General features: G+C 55.8%; 14 protein-coding genes. 8 read left to right on the forward strand and 6 right to left on the reverse strand.

The genetic code is table 11. The features are described from left to right. Positions 1-15: 15 nt before the first annotated feature. Both HV213_RS03545 and HV213_RS03550 read right to left on the reverse strand, forming a co-directional pair. On the reverse strand, positions 16-1,659 hold the full coding sequence (locus HV213_RS03545) for a glycoside hydrolase family 43 protein (RefSeq protein ID WP_181484777.1): 1,644 nt from the start codon (positions 1,657-1,659) through the stop codon (positions 16-18). A gap of 129 nt (positions 1,660-1,788) precedes the next feature. After that, positions 1,789-2,655, reverse strand: coding sequence for a helix-turn-helix domain-containing protein (locus HV213_RS03550; protein WP_181484778.1), 867 nt, complete (start codon positions 2,653-2,655; stop codon positions 1,789-1,791). A 107-nt stretch (positions 2,656-2,762) separates the two neighbouring features. Here HV213_RS03550 and HV213_RS03555 point away from each other — a divergent pair, with 107 nt between their 5' ends. The 4 genes from HV213_RS03555 to HV213_RS03570 all read left to right on the forward strand — a co-directional run bounded on the left by HV213_RS03555 (position 2,763) and on the right by HV213_RS03570 (position 7,051). Beyond that, positions 2,763-4,106, forward strand: a complete 1,344-nt coding sequence (locus tag HV213_RS03555) for a glycoside-pentoside-hexuronide (GPH):cation symporter (protein WP_181484779.1) — start codon at positions 2,763-2,765, stop codon at positions 4,104-4,106. A 104-nt stretch (positions 4,107-4,210) separates the two neighbouring features. Further along, on the forward strand, positions 4,211-5,341 hold the full coding sequence (gene rlmG / locus HV213_RS03560; RefSeq protein ID WP_181484780.1) for a 23S rRNA (guanine(1835)-N(2))-methyltransferase RlmG: 1,131 nt from the start codon (positions 4,211-4,213) through the stop codon (positions 5,339-5,341). Between the two features lie 78 nt (positions 5,342-5,419). Then, entirely contained in the window at positions 5,420-6,256 is an 837-nt protein-coding gene (locus HV213_RS03565) for a hypothetical protein (protein ID WP_228288588.1), read from the forward strand. 6 nt (positions 6,257-6,262) lie between these two features. Beyond that, entirely contained in the window at positions 6,263-7,051 is a 789-nt protein-coding gene (locus tag HV213_RS03570; RefSeq protein ID WP_181484781.1) for a hypothetical protein, read from the forward strand. Here the strand turns inward: HV213_RS03570 and HV213_RS03575 are convergent. The 4 genes from HV213_RS03575 to lsrR all read right to left on the reverse strand — a co-directional run bounded on the left by HV213_RS03575 (position 7,048) and on the right by lsrR (position 13,091). Further along, positions 7,048-9,069 carry an NADPH-dependent 2,4-dienoyl-CoA reductase gene (locus HV213_RS03575; protein ID WP_181484782.1) on the reverse strand — a complete coding sequence of 674 codons (2,022 nt, stop codon included), beginning with the start codon at positions 9,067-9,069 and terminating at the stop codon, positions 7,048-7,050. The two genes, HV213_RS03570 and HV213_RS03575, sit on opposite strands and share 4 nt — an antisense overlap. 233 nt (positions 9,070-9,302) lie before the next feature. Next, positions 9,303-10,265, reverse strand: coding sequence for an IS110 family RNA-guided transposase (locus HV213_RS03580; RefSeq protein ID WP_197975051.1), 963 nt, complete (start codon positions 10,263-10,265; stop codon positions 9,303-9,305). A gap of 224 nt (positions 10,266-10,489) precedes the next feature. Continuing rightward, positions 10,490-12,082 (reverse strand): autoinducer-2 kinase, encoded by a 1,593-nt coding sequence (lsrK, locus tag HV213_RS03585; protein ID WP_181484783.1) that lies wholly within the window; start codon positions 12,080-12,082, stop codon positions 10,490-10,492. A 37-nt stretch (positions 12,083-12,119) separates the two neighbouring features. Continuing rightward, positions 12,120-13,091 carry a transcriptional regulator LsrR gene (lsrR, locus tag HV213_RS03590; protein WP_139540589.1) on the reverse strand — a complete coding sequence of 324 codons (972 nt, stop codon included), beginning with the start codon at positions 13,089-13,091 and terminating at the stop codon, positions 12,120-12,122. A gap of 219 nt (positions 13,092-13,310) precedes the next feature. Here lsrR and lsrA point away from each other — a divergent pair, with 219 nt between their 5' ends. Genes lsrA through lsrB form a run of 4 tightly spaced genes read left to right on the forward strand, consistent with a single transcriptional unit; the run spans position 13,311 to position 17,838 of the window. Further along, positions 13,311-14,798, forward strand: coding sequence for an autoinducer 2 ABC transporter ATP-binding protein LsrA (gene lsrA, locus HV213_RS03595; protein ID WP_181484784.1), 1,488 nt, complete (start codon positions 13,311-13,313; stop codon positions 14,796-14,798). Then, positions 14,795-15,829 (forward strand): autoinducer 2 ABC transporter permease LsrC, encoded by a 1,035-nt coding sequence (gene lsrC / locus HV213_RS03600; RefSeq protein ID WP_181484785.1) that lies wholly within the window; start codon positions 14,795-14,797, stop codon positions 15,827-15,829. Before lsrA ends, lsrC begins: the two co-directional genes overlap by 4 nt. Next, complete coding sequence (gene lsrD / locus HV213_RS03605; RefSeq protein WP_181484786.1) at positions 15,830-16,828, forward strand: autoinducer 2 ABC transporter permease LsrD; 999 nt, start codon at positions 15,830-15,832, stop codon at positions 16,826-16,828. It begins immediately after the preceding gene. Continuing rightward, entirely contained in the window at positions 16,825-17,838 is a 1,014-nt protein-coding gene (gene lsrB, locus HV213_RS03610; protein ID WP_181484787.1) for an autoinducer 2 ABC transporter substrate-binding protein LsrB, read from the forward strand. Before lsrD ends, lsrB begins: the two co-directional genes overlap by 4 nt. Positions 17,839-17,845: the final 7 nt, after the last annotated feature.

Consider the following 17,845-nt stretch of genomic DNA (forward strand, 5'->3'; position numbering starts at 1 on the left):
GCCAGAAGGTCCGGTTTACTCAATTATTGCGTCTTCAACCGCCCGATAGCCGAAGAAATCAAACAGCGCCTCTTTGCGATGCAGCATGCTATCCACGCAGGCCAGGCCGACAAATGCGCCGGTAAACTCGCCGTAGCGGCTATATTCATCAGAAAAACGCGATGTGTCGTAGATCGCGCCGATTTTTTGATATTTTTCGCCATCGACAGACCATGAGCACTGGATCTCCCGGCCGTTAATGGCCATCGCCAGATAGATTTCTCCTTCCGCGAGGCGAATTTTCTGCGGGTCGTCATGACGTTCGCCGTTATCCATATGAATAATAGCCAGTTGCGCAGAGCCAGAGGCTTGATCCCAGGTTTTATGCAGGAACAGATAGTTCATGTTGTCGTAATAGAGCACCAGACCCGCGCTGTGCTGATAAATCTCGGGGCTGAAATCCATTTTCGTGGTGATGTTTGCGTATACCGAGGTGAGTTTTTTCGCCAGCAGGCTGACCTTATTCAGCGAGCTCAGCGACTCCTGTCCGCGCACGGCAAGGTAGCCCGCTTTACGCTTCAGGCTGGTAAAACGCTGGAAGCGAATCCTCGGGGCATAAAACGCGTTATCCAGCGTTTGCCCATCGAAATCATCAATATCCGCTTTGGCCGGAAAGAAATGAGAAGGCAGGTTAGATTCTTCCACCTGGTGCTGAGCGAGATTGCCCCCAGACGCCATTCGCAGCCAACCTTCGTCGGTCCATTCCATCTTTTGAATCGCCGTCTCGCGGCCTAATGGGCAGCGCAATTCTTTACGGAACGGGCGACTGCACAGATGGGTTAACCAGACTTCGCCATTGGGCGTTTCGACGTAGCTGCCGTGCCCGGCCTTTTGCAGATAGGTTTCCGGATTGAAGTAGTGCGGCTTCAGATGCCCTGCGTCTTTGCGCTCGTTAAAGTTCTGCGGCCAGGAGGTGACGATTGGGTTCATCGGATCGCCTTCATAGGGGCCGGTGACTTCCGTTGCGCGGGCCATGGTGACCGCATGTCCATATCCGGTACCGCCTTCGGCAACCATCAGGTAGTAATAGTCGCCGCGTCGGGTCAGATGTGGTGCTTCAATACAGCCGCGGTTGGTACCGCCATGCCAGATTCGCTGCGGGTAGCCGACGATACTTTGTGCTTGTGGCGAGTACTCCACCAGGCAAATAGCCCCAGGCTTCTCATAACCTTCTCGGGTTTCCCACTCCAGAGAGACGATCCATTTTTTACCGTCGTTGTCGTGAAGGATTGAGGCATCGAACCCGGCAGAGTGGAGATATATTGGCTCACTCCACGGGCCGGTTATTTCACTGGCGGTAATAAGATAATTATCCACATCGAAATAGCGTGAACTCATGGAGTTCATCACACCATAAATAACGTAAAATAGTTGTTCTTCTTCGCACCAGGTCAGACTTGGTGCCCAAATTCCTTTGGCTGAAGGCAGTTTTTTTAAATCTGGGTTGTTATCGTCGGTAAGAACGTGAGTGAGTAATTGCCAATGTTTAAGATCCCTGGAGTGATAAACTGGTAAACCGGGAAACCATTCAAATGATGATACCGCCACGTAATAATCATCACCGCGTCGACATATACTGGGGTCAGGATTAAAACCTTTAAAAACAGGATTCTGAATCATCGTATTTACCCTTGATGCAAAAAATATAACGATGATTGTAAGTAGTCGGTCTGTCGGGGGATATATAGACTGGTTTTATTTATATAATAAACGTCCACTCACCCCGTGATGCCGCTCACAAAAAGCGATTTATTTATCTGCGCGGCTCCCTACCGCATCGGTGCTTCTGACCTTGTGGCGAAAGGCCAGCGGAGTATCGTTCATCATCTCTTTGAACTTTAGGCAAAAATAGGCGCTGTCAGTGAAACCGGCGCTTTGCGAGATGTCGCTGATCTTCAGGTCGGTATTGGTCAGGAGATTGATGGCAATATTGAGTTTACGCAGCAGCATGAATTTTTTGAAGCTGATTCCAAAGGCCGATTTAAAGGTCTTTGAAAACCAGGATTTCGACCACTGGCAGCGGCGAGCGGCCTCTTCGGTGGTCATCTCAAAATTCTCGCTGGCATCGATGGACTGTAGCAGTTCGATAAGCTCGCTGAGATAGCGATGGCTGGTGCGTTCGGTAATCTGGACCGAGTCTTTCAGGCTATTAAACGCGTGGAGCAGTACGCTCTGCATAAGCGATCGGAATAGCGAATCGGAGAAGTCGCTGAACTCCCCGCACCAGCTTAGCAGCAGCTCCAGGCGTTCGGCCTCTTCACCAGAAAGATACACCACCGCGCCGCAGTGGGCGGCAGGCAATGACAGGTCGTACCCCTCCAGCCACTCTTTCTCAAATTGCATAAGATAGCGCTTGTGGCTGGCGGCGGCCGGGAGCGTCATTTCATGGATCAGTAAGGCGGGAACGAATACCAGGGTATTGTTTTTAATGGTGAATTTTTCGTCACCGATCGAATAACTTCCCCCTGATTCCCGGAACCACATCAGCTCATCCATCATATGATAATGGGGGACTACGTTTATCCCATTGAAATCATTTATGTTATCTACACGCAGCGTAAACAGCTCGCCGGTGCCCACGGGGATCTTTTCGAAAACGGGAGATTCATCACTCATCGAGTACACTCTTCTTATATTTCACAGGATGATTTATACATAATCAGCAGGCCCTTCGCAATAACGTACAGAGGACAAATCTTAACGTTCTTTTAGGCGGAGACGCGATGAATACTGCCCGTATAAGTATCAAAGAAAAATTTAGTTATGGGTTAGGCGATACCGGCTGTAATTTAGTCTGGCAGACGGTAATGCTATTTATGGCCTGGTTTTATACCGACGTATTCGGTTTAAGCCCGGCACATATGGGGACCATGTTTCTCGCGGTAAGGGTATTAGATGCAGTGACCGATGTATTAATGGGCGCTGTCGCGGACCGTACCCGTACTAAATATGGGCAATTCCGGCCCTATATTTTGTGGTTCGCTATTCCCTTTGGCGTACTTTGCTGCTTAACGTTTTATACGCCGGATTTTGGCTATACCGGTAAGCTTATTTATGCTTATGTTTCTTATACCTTATTATCTTTAGTCTATACGGCCATTAACGTACCGTATTGCGCGATGATCAATAATATCTCTAACGATTCCAGAGAGCGCGTCTCTCTCCAGTCCTGGCGCTTTGCACTCAGTACCCTCGGCGGCCTGATTGTCTCGCTCACAGCGCTGCCGCTGGTGGCTTTCCTTGGCCAGGGGAACGTGCAGAACGGCTATTTTTACACCATGATTGTGATGGGATGCCTGAGCATCATTCTGTTCTTTATCTGTTTTGGCCTGACCAAAGAGCGCTTTTCCACGGATATTGCGGTGAACAACCAAAGCAGCATTCTTGATGACCTGAAAACGCTGCTCGCCAATAAAGACTGGCGCATTCTGTTCGCGCTCAACGTCGTCAACCTGATTGCGGTGCTGTTCAAAGGCGGAACGACGCTGTACTACGTTAACAATATTATGGGGCGAGCGGATTTGGGCAGCCTGCTGTTGACCACCACCCTGGCGTCCGGCGTGCTGGGAGCGATGCTTTCACCGTTTATCTTTAAAAATATTGATAAGGTCAAAGGGTTTAAAATCTCGATGGCCCTGGAGGCGGTGCTGCTGATTGGCATGTACTTTGTCCCGGCGGGTAACGTGGCCGCTATCTTTGCGCTGGTGATTATCATCAACATTATTCAGCTTGCCGCCACGCCGTTACAGTGGAGCATGCTGTCCGATATTATTGATGCGGAAGAAAAACGCAGCGGTAAAAAGCTCAGCGGCATCGTTTTTTCAACTAATCTTTTTGCTATTAAGCTCGGTATCGCCATCGGCGGCGCGCTGGTGGGCTATATGCTGGCATGGGGTGACTACGTTGGCGGCGCGGCGCAGCAAACCGAGTCCGCGCTGGAGATGATCAAGCTGCTGTTCACCGTCTTCCCCGGCGTTCTGGTCGCGCTGCTGATCGTTATCATGGGCAAATACAGTCTGAATGATAAGCGCTTGTCTCGCCTGTCGCAGGATGACCTCCCGGCGTAATAGGCTATCGCCCACGAGGAGGAGATAATCGGCGGATCTCTATTCAACTGGGCGAAGTTTGCGTATAAACTCGCGGGTTTTAGTATTCCGGAGGCACAGAGGCGATGAGCCAGGTAGAGTTAAACGGTGAGTTATTCACATTAGAGCGGTTCCCACCAAATGCTGAAGAGGAAGCGCTTCAGGCATGGGAAGCAGCGGATGAATATCTGCTGCAACAGGTGAATGACGTCGACGGCCTGACGCTCATTTTCAATGATAGCTTCGGCGCGCTGGGCTGTGCGCTGGCGGAACGCAACCCGGTGAGCATTAACGACTCCTACGTTGCTGAGCTGGCGACCCGCTATAATCTGCGGATGAACGGCATCGATGAAGAGAGCGTGCGCTTTCAGGATTCCCTGAGCGAGCTGCCCGCAGCACCGGCGCTGGTATTAATTAAGGTGCCGAAACAGCTGGCGCTGTTAGAGCAGCAACTACGTGCGCTGCGTGATGTGGTGACGCCGGAAACCCGCATCATCGCCGCCGCGAAAGCGCGCGATGTGCATAACTCCACCCTGGCGCTGTTCGAAAAGATCCTCGGAACCACCACCACTTCGCTGGCATGGAAAAAGGCGCGGTTGATTTTTTGTACCTTTACCGCGCCCGAAGTCACCGACGCGCCGCAGACCTATAGCTGGCAGCTGGACGGTACTCCGTGGACGATTCACAACCATGCCAACGTATTTGCCCGCAGCGGTCTCGATGTCGGCGCGCGTTTCTTCCTCGACTATCTGCCGGAAGGCATCGAAGGTGAAATTGCCGACCTCGGTTGCGGCAACGGCGTGATTGGTCTCCAGGCGCTGGCCTTAAACCCTAATGCCCGGGTGATGTTTACCGATGAATCGTACATGGCGGTAGCCTCCAGTCAGTTGAACGTCGAAACCAACATGCCGGACGATATTGAGCGCTGCGAGTTTGTGGTCAATAACGCGCTGACTGACATTGAGCCGGACCGCTTTGATGCCATTCTCTGCAACCCGCCGTTCCATCAGTTGCATGCGATCACCGACCATATTGCGTGGCAGATGTTCAACGATGCCCGCCGCAGCCTGAAGTACGGCGGCGAGCTGTACGTGGTCGGCAACCGCCACCTCGATTATTTTCGCAAGCTGAAGCGCGCGTTCGGCAACTGCACTACTATCGCCACGAATAATAAATTTGTGATTTTAAAAGCAGTGAAATTGCGTAAGCAGCGTTAAAGGATAATAATCCACTGAGTTGACGGGCAGGCCGGGAATGGCCTGCCCATTTGTATTAACTGAGTGGGGATTATTAACGTGAATCATCAGGAAGATGAATGTAACCAAGAGAAATTGATTCCGCGGAAAATTCGCCTTGCCAGAAATCCTGCCATTTTTATCTGCCTGATACAATGCGCTGTATATATATTTATTACGGGGGCTGGTTGGTTCGGTTCTGGTGAAGATAACGCCTTATGGGGTAATCTTTTTTTTATTATTTTATGGGGAGCGCTGGCATTCGGCATTTATAAATACAGTCGCGCCTGCGCGGTTACCGCACTGCTGTTATACGTTATCGAAAAACTTTCTGTTGAACTGATTCCACCAGGGCAGAGTTTTAGTTTTATCTGGCTTATTGCCACTTTTTTGTGGTTGCTGTGTTTTTCCAGCGGAATTATCGCCTGCTGGAAACAGCATAAATATAAGAAGAAAAATATAGATGATAGCGAGCGCATTTATAAGCAAACAATAACACTTGCCGTGATTGTGTTAGTACTGTTCCATTCTGCTTACTTTGGTATGAAAGAGGTGCAGAAGCACACCAGAAATATTCTCTGGCAGGCGTTCTATCAATCGGTGATGGAAGATAAGAGTAAGATCCCGCTGCCGATGAAAATTAATAATAACCTCACTATTACCGATATCTATTTTGAACAGCACACCCTGATTGTTGAGCATCAGGTGAGCCATGAAAAGTTAGCTGATTTACCGATAGCCAATTTCTACGCGCATGCCAGAAAACTCTACTCCCGCTACTGTGCCAACGATGTTGCAACCTCACTTGATTTAACGATGATAGTCCGCTTTGCGCAAGGATACGAGACGCGTGACCTGACGTTTACGCCGAAAGACTGTCAATTTAAAAAGGGATAAGAATCGATGAGTGAAGCCATCGTTGCCAAAAATATCAATATCGCCGTTCGTATCGGTCTGGGACTATGCCTGCTGAGCTGTGCGACCATAATTGTGGTCATGGTTATTTTTCCATCCGGTTTAAGTGGTGCGGTTCGCGCCATCACTTTTTTCCTGCTCTGGCTAGGGCTGGGGATTGGCATTTATAAAAAGAGCCGGATTTGCGCCGCTATGGCGATAGTTTGCTATATGTTCGACCAGCTGTTGATGATTTCTGGCCAGGGCTATACGCTTTTTAACGTATTGTGGGTTGTTGTTATCCCAGGCTTCACTTTCGCACTAGTGGCATGTTGGCAATACCATCAAATGGTAAAAGAAGGGACCGTCGTCAGTAAAAAATTACGTAGGCCCGCATTGATAACATCGGTTCTGATGCTGGTTATTTTCTTTGGTGCGGGTTTGCCGCTGGCGAATAAAATCCACAATCACAAGGCCCAGGAACAATGGGCACAATACGTACAGATAACCACTGAGGAAATTAAAACGCTTAAACTTCCTCAGCAGGTGGAGAAAAATGTCTTGTTAACTCAGGTGGGTTTTGAGGATAAAACGCTGGTCTTTACCTACGATGCACAAGATTTAAAAAATATCGCCTCGCAGGGGTGGGACAAAAAAACGCGTGAGGACTTTGCCCGTTTTTGTCGCCACGCCGTTCCCCAGTCTCTGGGATTACGGGTGCTGTACCGCCTCACGCAGGGGGATAACAAACGCGAGTTTGAATACGGCGCTCGCGATTGTCAGAGTATGAATTTTTAAATCGACAGCGCCAGCCGGGTGCCCTGGGCGATTGCTCGCCGGGCATCCAGCTCCATCGCCACATCGCAGCCGCCAATCAGATGCACCGTTTTTCCCGCAGCCTGCAGCGGGTCAACTAACTCACGGCGAGGATCCTGACCGGCGCAGATGATGACCTGATCGACGTTGAGCACCTGCAATTCGCCGCCGATCGTCACATGTAAGCCTTGATCATCGATTCGTTGATAGCTGACGCCGGGGATCATTTTAACGCCGCGGGCCAGCAGGGTAGTGCGGTGGATCCAGCCGGTAGTTTTCCCTAAGCCGTCGCCGGGCTTGCTGGTTTTGCGCTGGAGCATCACTATCTGACGTGGGCTTTTCGCCAATTGAATCCCCTCCGCGCGCAGCCCTCCGGCGGTCTGCAGGCTGGTATCAATCCCCCATTCGAGGCAAAACTCGCCGATATTCTGGCTGGTAGCAGCACCGAACTGGCTGAGGTACATGGCGGTATCAAAGCCGATCCCACCGCAGCCGATAATCGCCACCTTCTCGCCGACCGGCGCTTTGTCGCGCAGGACGTCGAGATAGCTCAGCACCTTCGGATGATCGATACCCGCGATATTCGGCATCCGTGGCGCGATGCCAGTGGCAAGGATCGTTTCATCAAACGCCAGCAGATCGTCCGCCGTGACCTGGGTCTCCAGACGCAGAACGACGTCGGTCAGATCCAGCATTCGCCGGTAATAGCGCAGGGTTTCGTAGAACTCCTCTTTGCCGGGGATCTGCTTGGCGATATTAAACTGGCCGCCAATCTCTTTGTGCCCGTCAAATAATGTCACCTGATGCCCGCGAGAGGCGGCGTTAACGGCAAAGGCCAGTCCAGCAGGGCCTGCGCCAACCACTGCCAGCCGCTTTGGCGCTGCCGCCGGGACAATTGGCATCTGGGTTTCATGGCAAGCACGTGGATTCACCAGGCACGAGGTGACTTTACCGGCGAAGATCTGATCCAGGCAGGCCTGATTACAGCCGATGCAGGTATTGATCTCATCCGCGCGCCCGCTCTGCGCTTTGGAGAGAAATTCGCTGTCGGCGAGGAAAGGGCGGGCCATCGACACCATGTCGGCATCTTCACGGGCAAGGATCGTCTCCGCTACTTCAGGGTCATTAATGCGGTTGGTGGTGACCAGTGGGATCGACACCGCGCCCTTCAGCTTGCGGGTGACCCAGCTAAACGCACCGCGCGGCACCGGGGTGGCGATGGTCGGAATACGCGCTTCGTGCCAGCCGATACCGGTATTGATAATGGTTGCCCCGGCCGCCTCAATGGCTTTTGCCAGCTCGGTGACTTCTGCCAGGGTGCTGCCGCCGCTCACCAGGTCGAGCATCGACAGGCGGTAGATGATAATAAAATCGCTGCCCGCGCGTTCGCGAACGGCTTTGACGACCTCTACAGCAAAACGCATACGTTGGGCATAATCGCCGCCCCATTGGTCGTTGCGCAGGTTGGTGCGCGCGGCGAGAAATTCGTTAATCAGATAACCCTCCGAGCCCATCACCTCGACGCCATCGTACCCGGCTTCCCGCGCCAGCTGGGCGCAGCGGGCAAAATCATCGATCAGCTGTAAGATCTCATTGTGACTCAGTTCATGCGGCGTGAAGGGGTTGATCGGCGCCTGAAGCGCGGAAGGGGCAACCAGTTTAGGCTGGTAGCTATAGCGCCCGGTATGCAGAATTTGCAGGGCGATTTTACCGCCTTCCTGATGCACCGCGTCGGTGATGTGGCGATGGTGGGCCAGATGGCTGGCGTCGTTAAGCACCGCGCCGCCTGCCATGGTAACGCCGGAAGGCGCAGGGGCAATGCCGCCGGTGACAATCAGCGCTACCCCGTGGCGAGCGCGCTCGGCGTAAAAGGCCGCCAGCCGCTGTGCGCCGTCCGGGAGCTCCTCCAGGCCAGTATGCATCGAGCCCATCAACACGCGGTTTTTGAGCGTTGTGAACCCCAGCTCAAGCGGGGCGAAAAGTGACGGGTAGCGGCTCATAATGTCTTCCAATGTAAAATTATTGTTATGTGGTCGGATGAGTTACTAATTTAGCCGTCACGGGTAAAAAGGGAAAAGGGGAGTGCGACGATTGTGATGGGATTCAAAGAACGGCGCAGGAAGACTTCCCTCACCCCGGAGGGGAGAGGGAGAAGGGCGGGATTGTGCGACGAATAAAAAAGCGGTGCCGAACGGTCCCCTCTCCCCTGCGGGGAGAGATACCGTCTTGCCGGTTATCCTGCAAGTGGTATTTCAGCGTTAAATTCATGCCCGGATTTCACCACACCATAAGCCAGCTGCAGTAATTTCCTCATTCCTGCACACACTCGCTCTTTCCCTGTCTTACCCCGGGCTGCAAGCCTTTCCATCAGGTTTTTCACCACCTTATTGCATCTTCCTGCCACTACCGCTGGCATATACAGTGCGCTACGCAGCTCTGCATGGCCCACTTTCGACAGCCTGCTTTTCCCTTTCCACATCCCTGACTCACAACGACGAGGATTCAAACCAGCATACGCCACCAGTGCCTTGCTGTTGCTGAACCGTCGCAGATTTCCTGCGAACGCCAGCAGGCTCACACTCAGCATGTCTCCTATTCCGGGGATACTTTTCAGTAGCTCCCGGTCCCGCTTCAGGTCTGGGTTATCATCGATATGCCGGTTGATTTTATTGCGGGTTTCTTCAATCAGCTCATCCAGCATCGTAACGTGTTCATTCAGGGAAGGAACGATGACTTCATCTGCTGCCTCAAGGCGGTTCATCTCCATCTGACGCATCTCTTCCAGGTTACGCAGGTGGCGTACCAGAGCCGTCAGTTGTCGTTCGCTCAGCGGCGCAGGATGCCAGGGGGCCGGCTGATACAGAGCGCAGTAGCGCGCTATCAGCGCCGCGTCGCTTTTGTCCGTTTTATTGCGGGTCAGTTCAGTGTTTGCGAACGCATGGATACGTGCCGGGTTTTCAAGGCTGACGCAGCAGCCATTATCGGCCAGCAGGGTGGCCAGTTCAGTGCTGTAGCAACCTGTTGCCTCCATGCAGACATGACAGTGACCAAAACGCGCCAGCCAGTTCAGAAATTCGCGGCATCCGGCTGGGGTATTGGCGAATTTTTTGGTTTTGTACTTCTGGTTTGGCAGCAGGACAGCAACGTCGAATTTGAGTTTGGCGATATCAACGCCGACAGGGACAAGATTCATCATGGTACTCCGTAACCTTATGAATATTATCGCCGGACCATCCTTATATGTGGGTGCTCAGGGCACAGGATACCGTTCGGTCTTGAGGCGACAGGGAAACAGGTTACCGGGGCATAATCTCTCCCGCGGGCTCAGGGGCTCCAGGGCTGGGTGATGCTCACCGGTAACCTCCCGATGATCAGTCGGGGATCTTCTCCGCCGGAACGGAGAAGGTCAAGACATAAGGGTTAGGGTGAGGGGGCAACAGGCGCACGGCGCGCCAGCCCCGGCGCCTGCCACATTGACGTCGTCAATCCGCTATCCACCAGACCGAGCTGCTCGGCGTATACCGACTGCCATTTCACCATCATCTCCTGATACAGCTCGCGATGCGCCGGGTTTGGCGTGAATACCCGATGCCAGCTCACCAGCTTTTCTCCCGCCGCAGCCATATCGCTGTACAACCCGGCCCCGGCCCCGGCGGCAATCGCGCAGCCCAGTGCGGTCGCTTCACGAACCTCGGGCACCCGCACCGGCAGCCCGGTCACGTCGCTAAGTATCTGGCTCCACAGCGCCCCTTTTGAACCGCCGCCAGCGAACACCAGGCTGTCGAACTTCACGCCGGAAAACTGCGAAATCTGCGCCAGATTGCAGGCGGAAACAATCGCCGCGTTCTCTTCCAGCGCGCGGAATAGCGTCGCTTTATTACATTTTTCCGGGTCGATGGAGAGGTTAATAAACGACGGCGCGGCGTGGTACCACTGCTTAAAATGCATGGCATCGGAGAAAATGGGCATCACCCCGTGGGAGCCCGCTGGAACGCGGCTGGCCATCTCTTCCAGCAGCGAATAAGCATCCACGCCGAGTCGCTCGGCAACCAGCTTCTCTTCCGCACAGAAGGCATCGCGGAACCAGCGCATGGTCAGACCGGTAAAAAAGCTGATGGATTCCGCCTGCGCCATACCGGAGATCACGTGCGGGTTAACGCGGATATTCATCTCCGGGTCGGTGCGCACTTCCGGCAGATTGACCACCTGCTGCCAGAAAGTACCGCCGAGCACCGCAGTCTGCCCGGCGCGCACCACGCCAAGGCCGAGACAGCCGAGCTGGACGTCGCCGCCGCCCATCACCACCGGCGTGCCTGCGCGCAGTCCGCTTTGTTGGGCCGCCGCATCGGTCACCGCGCCGAGCACGGTACCGGTCTCTTTCACCGGCGAGAGAATATCGGCCCGCAACCCGGCCATATCCAGCAGTGCCGGACGCCAGTCGCGGCTGAACAGGTCGAGCATGCCGGTGGTCCCGGCGTTTGAAGGATCGACCGCCAGCTCACCGGAGAGCTTCGCCGCCAGCCAGTCGCTAATCATGGTGATGGTTGCCGCTTTGCGGTAGATATCCGGGCGATGGTGGGCTAGCCACAGCAGGCGCGGCATAGCGCTGAGCGCCAGAGTCTGCCCGGAAACGCCGTAAACCTCGGATTCAAAACGGTAGTCGTGGATCTCTTTAAGCTCCGCCACCTCGCGGCTGGCGCGAGCGTCAACGTTGGCGCAGGCCCAGATGGCCTCGCCGTTGCGGTCGTAAAGCACGATGCCTTCGCGCATTGAACAGCAGGCCACGGACTGAATATCCGCCGGGGAGAGATGGGCGGTGGTCAGTGCCTGACGGATGCACTGGCAGGCTAGCTGCCAGTTGAGGGTAAGATCGAACTCCATCGAGCCGGGAACGTTGTCGATGCTCAGGTGTTTCCATTCGGCCTGGCCGACCGCAATCTGGCGGCCATTGAGATCGAAAATCACCGCCCGAATGCTGCCGGTCCCGGCATCTAACGCTAACAGGTAACTCATGACATGCGCCTCGCTATTGTTGCGCGGCGCAGGACCGTTATGAGGCCAGCGTGAGCACCGCGCGTGCTGTTGTCTCTTCCGTTACCAGGCCATTAATCCGCTTGCCAATAAGGGCCGCGTAAATCGCCTGCGCTTTTTCTGTGCCCCCGGCAACGCCGACGATAGTCGGCAACTGCGCCAGTTCATCGAGGGTCACGCCGAGCAGTTCCCGATGGATCTCCAGCCCCTCGACCGGTTTGCCGTCGGCCTGCAGGAAATAACCTAAAATGTCGCCCACTGCGCCTTTACGGGCGTACATCAGCTGTTCGCCTTCGCTGATATAGCCGGAACGCAGGATGGTCGCGTCGCGGCGCTGATCGATCGCGCCAATGCCGACCACCGCCACATCTGCCGCCGTGGCCGCGAGGATCACGTCGCGGACGCTGGATTCCCGGCGCAGGATCTCCGCCACATCGGCTGATGACACCCTGAGCGGAGCGGGGATCATGCTGATGCTACAGGCCGCATCCAGCTGGCCGATGCCGGTCATATAGGGGCCGACGCCGCCGGAAAGCGTCACCAGCCGTACCTGCTGCGAGCCGATAAACCCGCTCAGATGCTGTAGGCAGCTCATGGTCGCTTCGCCAAAGCCCACTGCCAGCAGCTGTCCAGGCTCAAGTACGCCCATTAACGATTGCGCCGCGCCAATCCCCAGCCGGGTGTTCATCGGCGGGGTATTCAGCGCGGGCAGTACGCGGGCGATTTTCAGGCCGAAGCGCTGTTGGAGTTCGGTCTCCAGCGCCAGACAGCCTTCATAGCGTGAGTTAATCTGTACCCGGATCACCCCGGACTGGCGGCCTTTCTCCAGCAGGCGGGAGATCTTTAACCGCGGCAGTCCTAAACGCTCGCCGATGTCGTTTTGCGTTAAGCCATCGTGGTAGTAACACCAGGCCACCCGCGCCACCAGCTCTTCCTCGGCTAACGCCAGCCCGGCGTAGCGGCTCTCTTCCGTAATGCGTTTTTCGCTCATAAATTGAACTCTTATAAAAATTTAGATCATATGTTCGTTATTGCGTGGTCGGAAAATGTGAGCCGACTGGCAAAACCGATCTTTCGTTGTTCTCTGGTTTTATCCAAACGATCTAAAGCATAAAACTGTGATCTTTGCACGGTTGTAAATATAGTTCACCGTCTACGCTTTTGAACATTATTAAATTAAAAAATCTTTTGTTCAAATCGGGGCGTGATAATGAAGCCACTGCTTGAAGCTCGCCAAATCTGCAAACAGTTCTCCGGCATTACTGTACTCAAGCGCATTGATTTCACGGTGTTTTCCGGCCAGGTACATGCGCTGATGGGCGGTAACGGGGCGGGGAAATCGACGCTGATGAAGATCATCGCTGGGGTGGAAACGCCCGACAGCGGTGAGTTGATCCTCGGCGGACGCACTTTTGCGCGCCTCAATCCTGCGCAGGCCCATCAGCAGGGCGTGTATCTGGTGCCGCAGGAACCGATGCTCTTCCCCAACCTGACGGTGCGGGAAAACATTCTCTTTCGTCTGCCGAAGCGGGCTGATAACGAGGCTCGCTTGCAGGAAAAGCTCCAGCAGCTCAACTGCCAGCTTCAACTTGATGCGGCGGCCAGCACTCTGGAAGTTGCCGATCAGCAGATGGTAGAGATCCTGCGTGGGTTAATGCGCGATGCGCAGATCCTGATCCTCGATGAGCCCACCGCCTCGTTAACGCCGGGAGAAACCGAGCGGCTGTTTCGCCAGATCCGTTCCTTGCAGGGGCTCGGCGTTGGGATCGTTTTTATCTCGCATAAACTCCCCGAGATCCGCCAGGTCGCCAGCCACGTATCGGTCATGCGCGACGGTGCGGTGGTGCTGAGCGGGGAAACCGCGCAATACGGCGACAACCAGTTGATCGGCGCGATGACGCCCGTTGGGCGCGACCATACGCTGAGCGACACGCAAAAGCTGTGGCTGGCGCTGCCGGGCAATCGCCGCACTCAGGCGCAGGATTTTCCGGTGCTGCGGGTCGAGGATCTGACCGGGGAAGGTTTTATCGATCTCAACCTTGAGATCCACGCCGGGGAGATCGTCGGCCTCGCCGGGCTGGTCGGATCCGGTCGCACCGAATTTGCCGAAACGCTGTATGGCCTGCGTCCGGTACGCGCCGGTCGGGTGTGGCTGGAAAACCGTGATATCAGCCGTGACAGCACCCGCAACCGGCTGGCCAGTGGGCTGGTTTATCTGCCGGAAGACCGTCAGGTCTCCGGGCTGTTTCTCGATGCGCCAGTGCGCTGGAACACGGTGATGTTTAACCAACCGTCGCTGTGGCAGCAGAACAAGCGCGAAGCAGCGGTAGTTGAGCGCTATCACCGGGCGCTGGGGATCAAAATGACCGATGGCGATCGCCCGGTGCGTACGCTCTCCGGCGGCAATCAACAGAAGGTGCTGCTGGCGCGCTGCCTGGAGGCTAACCCATTGCTGCTGATCGTCGATGAGCCAACGCGCGGGGTGGACGTTTCCGCCCGCGCCGACATCTATCAACTGCTGAAAAGCGTGGCCGCACAGAACGTGGCGGTGCTGATGATCTCCAGCGATCTTGATGAGTTTGTTGGTCTGGCGGATCGGGTGCTGGTGATGCATCAGGGCAGGCAGAGCGGCGAGCTTTCGCAGCAGGCGGTCACCGTCGACCGGATGATGACCCTGGCCTTCGGAGGACAGCCATGAAAACGTTACTCAAGAATCGCGAACTGAGCGCTTTTCTCGCCATCGTGGTGCTGTTTGCCGGGCTGGTGGCGCTCAACCCTGCCTATTTCAGCTTGCAAACCCTGGCAATGATCTTCGCCAGCTCGCAAATCCTCTGCCTGTTGGCGCTGGGGGCGACGCTGGTGATGCTGACCCGCAATATCGATGTCTCCGTTGGCTCCACCGTCGGCCTGAGCGCTATCGCGGTGGGCGTGGCGTTGAACAGTGGATATGGGCTGATGACGGCCATCGCCTTTGCGCTGGCGATCGGCGCGCTGGCCGGAGCGTTTAACGGCCTGCTGGTGGTGGGACTGCGCATCCCGGCGATAGTCGCCACGCTCGGCACCCTCGGGCTTTATCGTGGGGTGATGCTGCTGTGGACCGGCGGCAAGTGGATTGAAGGCCTGCCGAACAGCCTGAAGGCGCTATCGGAACCGGCGTTTATCGGCATCTCGCCGCTGGGGTGGCTGGTGCTGGCACTGCTGCTGCTGGGCGGCTGGGTACTTTCACGTACCGCCTTTGGCCGCGATTTTTACGCCGTCGGCGATAACCTTGCCGCTGCTCGCCAGCTCGGGGTGGCGGTGAACCGTACGCGGATGCTGGCTTTTACCCTTAACGGCATGCTGGCGGCCTGCGCCGGGGTTGTTTTCGCCGCGCAGATTGGTTTTGTGCCGAATCAGACCGGCAGCGGACTGGAGATGAAAGCCATCGCTGCCTGCGTTCTTGGCGGAATTTCCCTGCTTGGCGGCACCGGCACGCTGCTCGGCGCTTTCCTCGGCGCGTTTTTCCTCACCCAAATTGACACCGTGCTGGTGCTGTTTCGCCTCCCGGCGTGGTGGAACGACTTTATCGCCGGTCTGGTGCTGCTCGGCGTACTGGTGCTTGACGGACGACTGCGTCAGGCGCTGGCTCGCCATCAGCGGGCGCTGAAGTACAGCCGCTTTCAGCCCGGCAATAAAGGGGGCAAGCGCGTAGCTCCCTTTCCCGAACGTAAAAACAAAGAGGTGGCGTAAATGAAGCTCAACTGGGAAAGCGCGCTGCTGGCGTTACTGGTGCTGGAGATCCTGCTGTTCGGCACGCTGAATCCGCGCATGCTGGATCTCAATATGCTGCTGTTCAGCACCAGCGATTTTATCTGCATTGGTATCGTGGCCCTGCCGCTGACGCTGGTGATTATCAGCGGCGGGATTGATATTTCTCTCGGTTCGACCATCGGTCTGTGCGCCATCGCGCTGGGGGTGATAATGCAGGCGGGCTGGCCGATGAGTCTGGCAATTCCGCTGACGCTTCTGCTCGGCCTGCTGTGCGGGCTGCTGAACGCGGCGCTAATCCACTACACCGGCATTAGCCCGCTGGTGATTACGCTTGGCACTCTGTACCTCTACGGCGGCGGCGCGCTGCTGCTCTCTGGTATGGCGGGAGCGACCGGCTACGAAGGCATCGGCGGATTCCCGGATAGCTTTACCGCCTTCGCCAACCTAACGCTGTTCGGCCTGCCGATACCGCTAGTGCTGTTCGCCGTGATTACTTTTCTCTTCTGGCTGCTGGCCCATCGCGGGCGCTTTGGCCGCCATCTGTTTCTGCTCGGACAAAATCCGCGCGCCGCGCGCTATGCGGCGCTGTCCGTGAACGGCATGCCGTACGTGCTGTATGGCCTGGTCGGCGTGGCCTCGGCGATTGCCGCGCTGGTAATGGTTTCCTATTTCGGCTCGGCGCGCTCGGATTTGGGCCGCGACCTGCTGATGCCAGCGCTGACCGCAGCGGTGCTCGGGGGAGCCAATATCTACGGCGGTTCCGGCTCTATCATCGGCACCGCGCTGGCGGCGCTGCTGGTGGGTTATTTACAACAAGGTTTGCAAATGGTCGGCATCCCCAACCAGGTGTCGAGCGCGCTGTCAGGGGCGCTGTTGGTTGTGGTGGTGATGGGGCGCTCGCTGAGCCTGCACCGTGAATGGGTGCGGATGAGCTGGCGGCGTCTTTTCTCGCGTAAAACAATCGGAGCACAACAATGAAAGCAAAACGTATCCTGCAGGTCAGTGCGCTGGCGCTGGCGATGAGCGTCATCACCGCTCAGGCGGCAGACCGCATCGCCTTTATTCCTAAGCTGGTTGGCGTCGGCTTCTTTACCAGCGGCGGCAACGGTGCGAAAGAGGCGGGCAAAGCGCTTGGCGTGGACGTTACCTACGACGGCCCGACCGAACCGAGCGTTTCCGGCCAGGTGCAGCTGATCAACAACTTCGTCAACCAGGGCTATAACGCGATCATCGTCTCTGCCGTATCGCCGGACGGCCTGTGCCCGGCGCTGAAGCGGGCGATGCAGCGCGGAGTCAAGGTTCTGACCTGGGACTCTGACACTAAACCGGAGTGCCGCAGCATCTACATCAACCAGGGCACGCCGCAGCAGCTCGGCGGCCTGCTGGTGGAGATGGCGGAAAAACAGGTGACGAAACCCACCGCCAAAGTGGCGTTTTTCTACTCCAGCCCAACGGTCACCGACCAGAACCAGTGGGTGAAAGAGGCGAAAGCCAAAATCGAAAAAGAACATCCGCAGTGGGAAGTGGTGACCACCCAGTTTGGCTATAACGATGCCACGAAATCACTGCAAACCGCCGAGGGGATCTTAAAAGCGTATCCGGATCTCGACGCCATTATCGCTCCTGATGCCAACGCGCTCCCGGCGGCGGCCCAGGCGGCGGAGAACCTTAAGCGCCAGGGCGTGGCGATCGTCGGTTTTAGTACTCCGAATGTGATGCGCCCCTATGTGGAACGCGGCACTGTCAAAGCCTTCGGTCTGTGGGACGTGGTGCAGCAGGGCAAGATCGCGGTTAACGTCGCCGATCGTCTGTTGAAGAAGGGCGATCTTAACGTTGGCGACAGTGTCGAGGTAAAAGATCTCGGCACCCTGAAAGTCGAGCCAAACAGCGTACAGGGCTACCAGTATGAAGCGAAAGGCAACGGCATCGTGCTGCTGCCGGAGCGGGTGGTGTTCACCAAAGAGAATATCAATAACTACGATTTCTGATGGAGGA

The sequence above is a fragment of the Klebsiella sp. RHBSTW-00484 genome, from assembly GCF_013705725.1.
GTDB lineage: Bacteria > Pseudomonadota > Gammaproteobacteria > Enterobacterales > Enterobacteriaceae > Klebsiella.

Bases quoted from the DNA above. Each gene is read 5' to 3' on its own strand.
- HV213_RS03545 (WP_181484777.1), bottom strand. From the start codon at position 1,659: ATGATTCAGAATCCTGTTTTTAAAGGTTTTAATCCTGACCCCAGTATA.
- HV213_RS03550 (WP_181484778.1), bottom strand. From the start codon at position 2,655: ATGAGTGATGAATCTCCCGTTTTCGAAAAGATCCCCGTGGGCACCGGC.
- HV213_RS03555 (WP_181484779.1), top strand. From the start codon at position 2,763: ATGAATACTGCCCGTATAAGTATCAAAGAAAAATTTAGTTATGGGTTA.
- rlmG (WP_181484780.1), top strand. From the start codon at position 4,211: ATGAGCCAGGTAGAGTTAAACGGTGAGTTATTCACATTAGAGCGGTTC.
- HV213_RS03570 (WP_181484781.1), top strand. From the start codon at position 6,263: ATGAGTGAAGCCATCGTTGCCAAAAATATCAATATCGCCGTTCGTATC.
- HV213_RS03575 (WP_181484782.1), bottom strand. From the start codon at position 9,069: ATGAGCCGCTACCCGTCACTTTTCGCCCCGCTTGAGCTGGGGTTCACA.
- HV213_RS03580 (WP_197975051.1), bottom strand. From the start codon at position 10,265: ATGATGAATCTTGTCCCTGTCGGCGTTGATATCGCCAAACTCAAATTC.
- lsrK (WP_181484783.1), bottom strand. From the start codon at position 12,082: ATGAGTTACCTGTTAGCGTTAGATGCCGGGACCGGCAGCATTCGGGCG.
- lsrR (WP_139540589.1), bottom strand. From the start codon at position 13,091: ATGAGCGAAAAACGCATTACGGAAGAGAGCCGCTACGCCGGGCTGGCG.
- lsrA (WP_181484784.1), top strand. From the start codon at position 13,311: ATGAAGCCACTGCTTGAAGCTCGCCAAATCTGCAAACAGTTCTCCGGC.
- lsrC (WP_181484785.1), top strand. From the start codon at position 14,795: ATGAAAACGTTACTCAAGAATCGCGAACTGAGCGCTTTTCTCGCCATC.
- lsrD (WP_181484786.1), top strand. From the start codon at position 15,830: ATGAAGCTCAACTGGGAAAGCGCGCTGCTGGCGTTACTGGTGCTGGAG.
- lsrB (WP_181484787.1), top strand. From the start codon at position 16,825: ATGAAAGCAAAACGTATCCTGCAGGTCAGTGCGCTGGCGCTGGCGATG.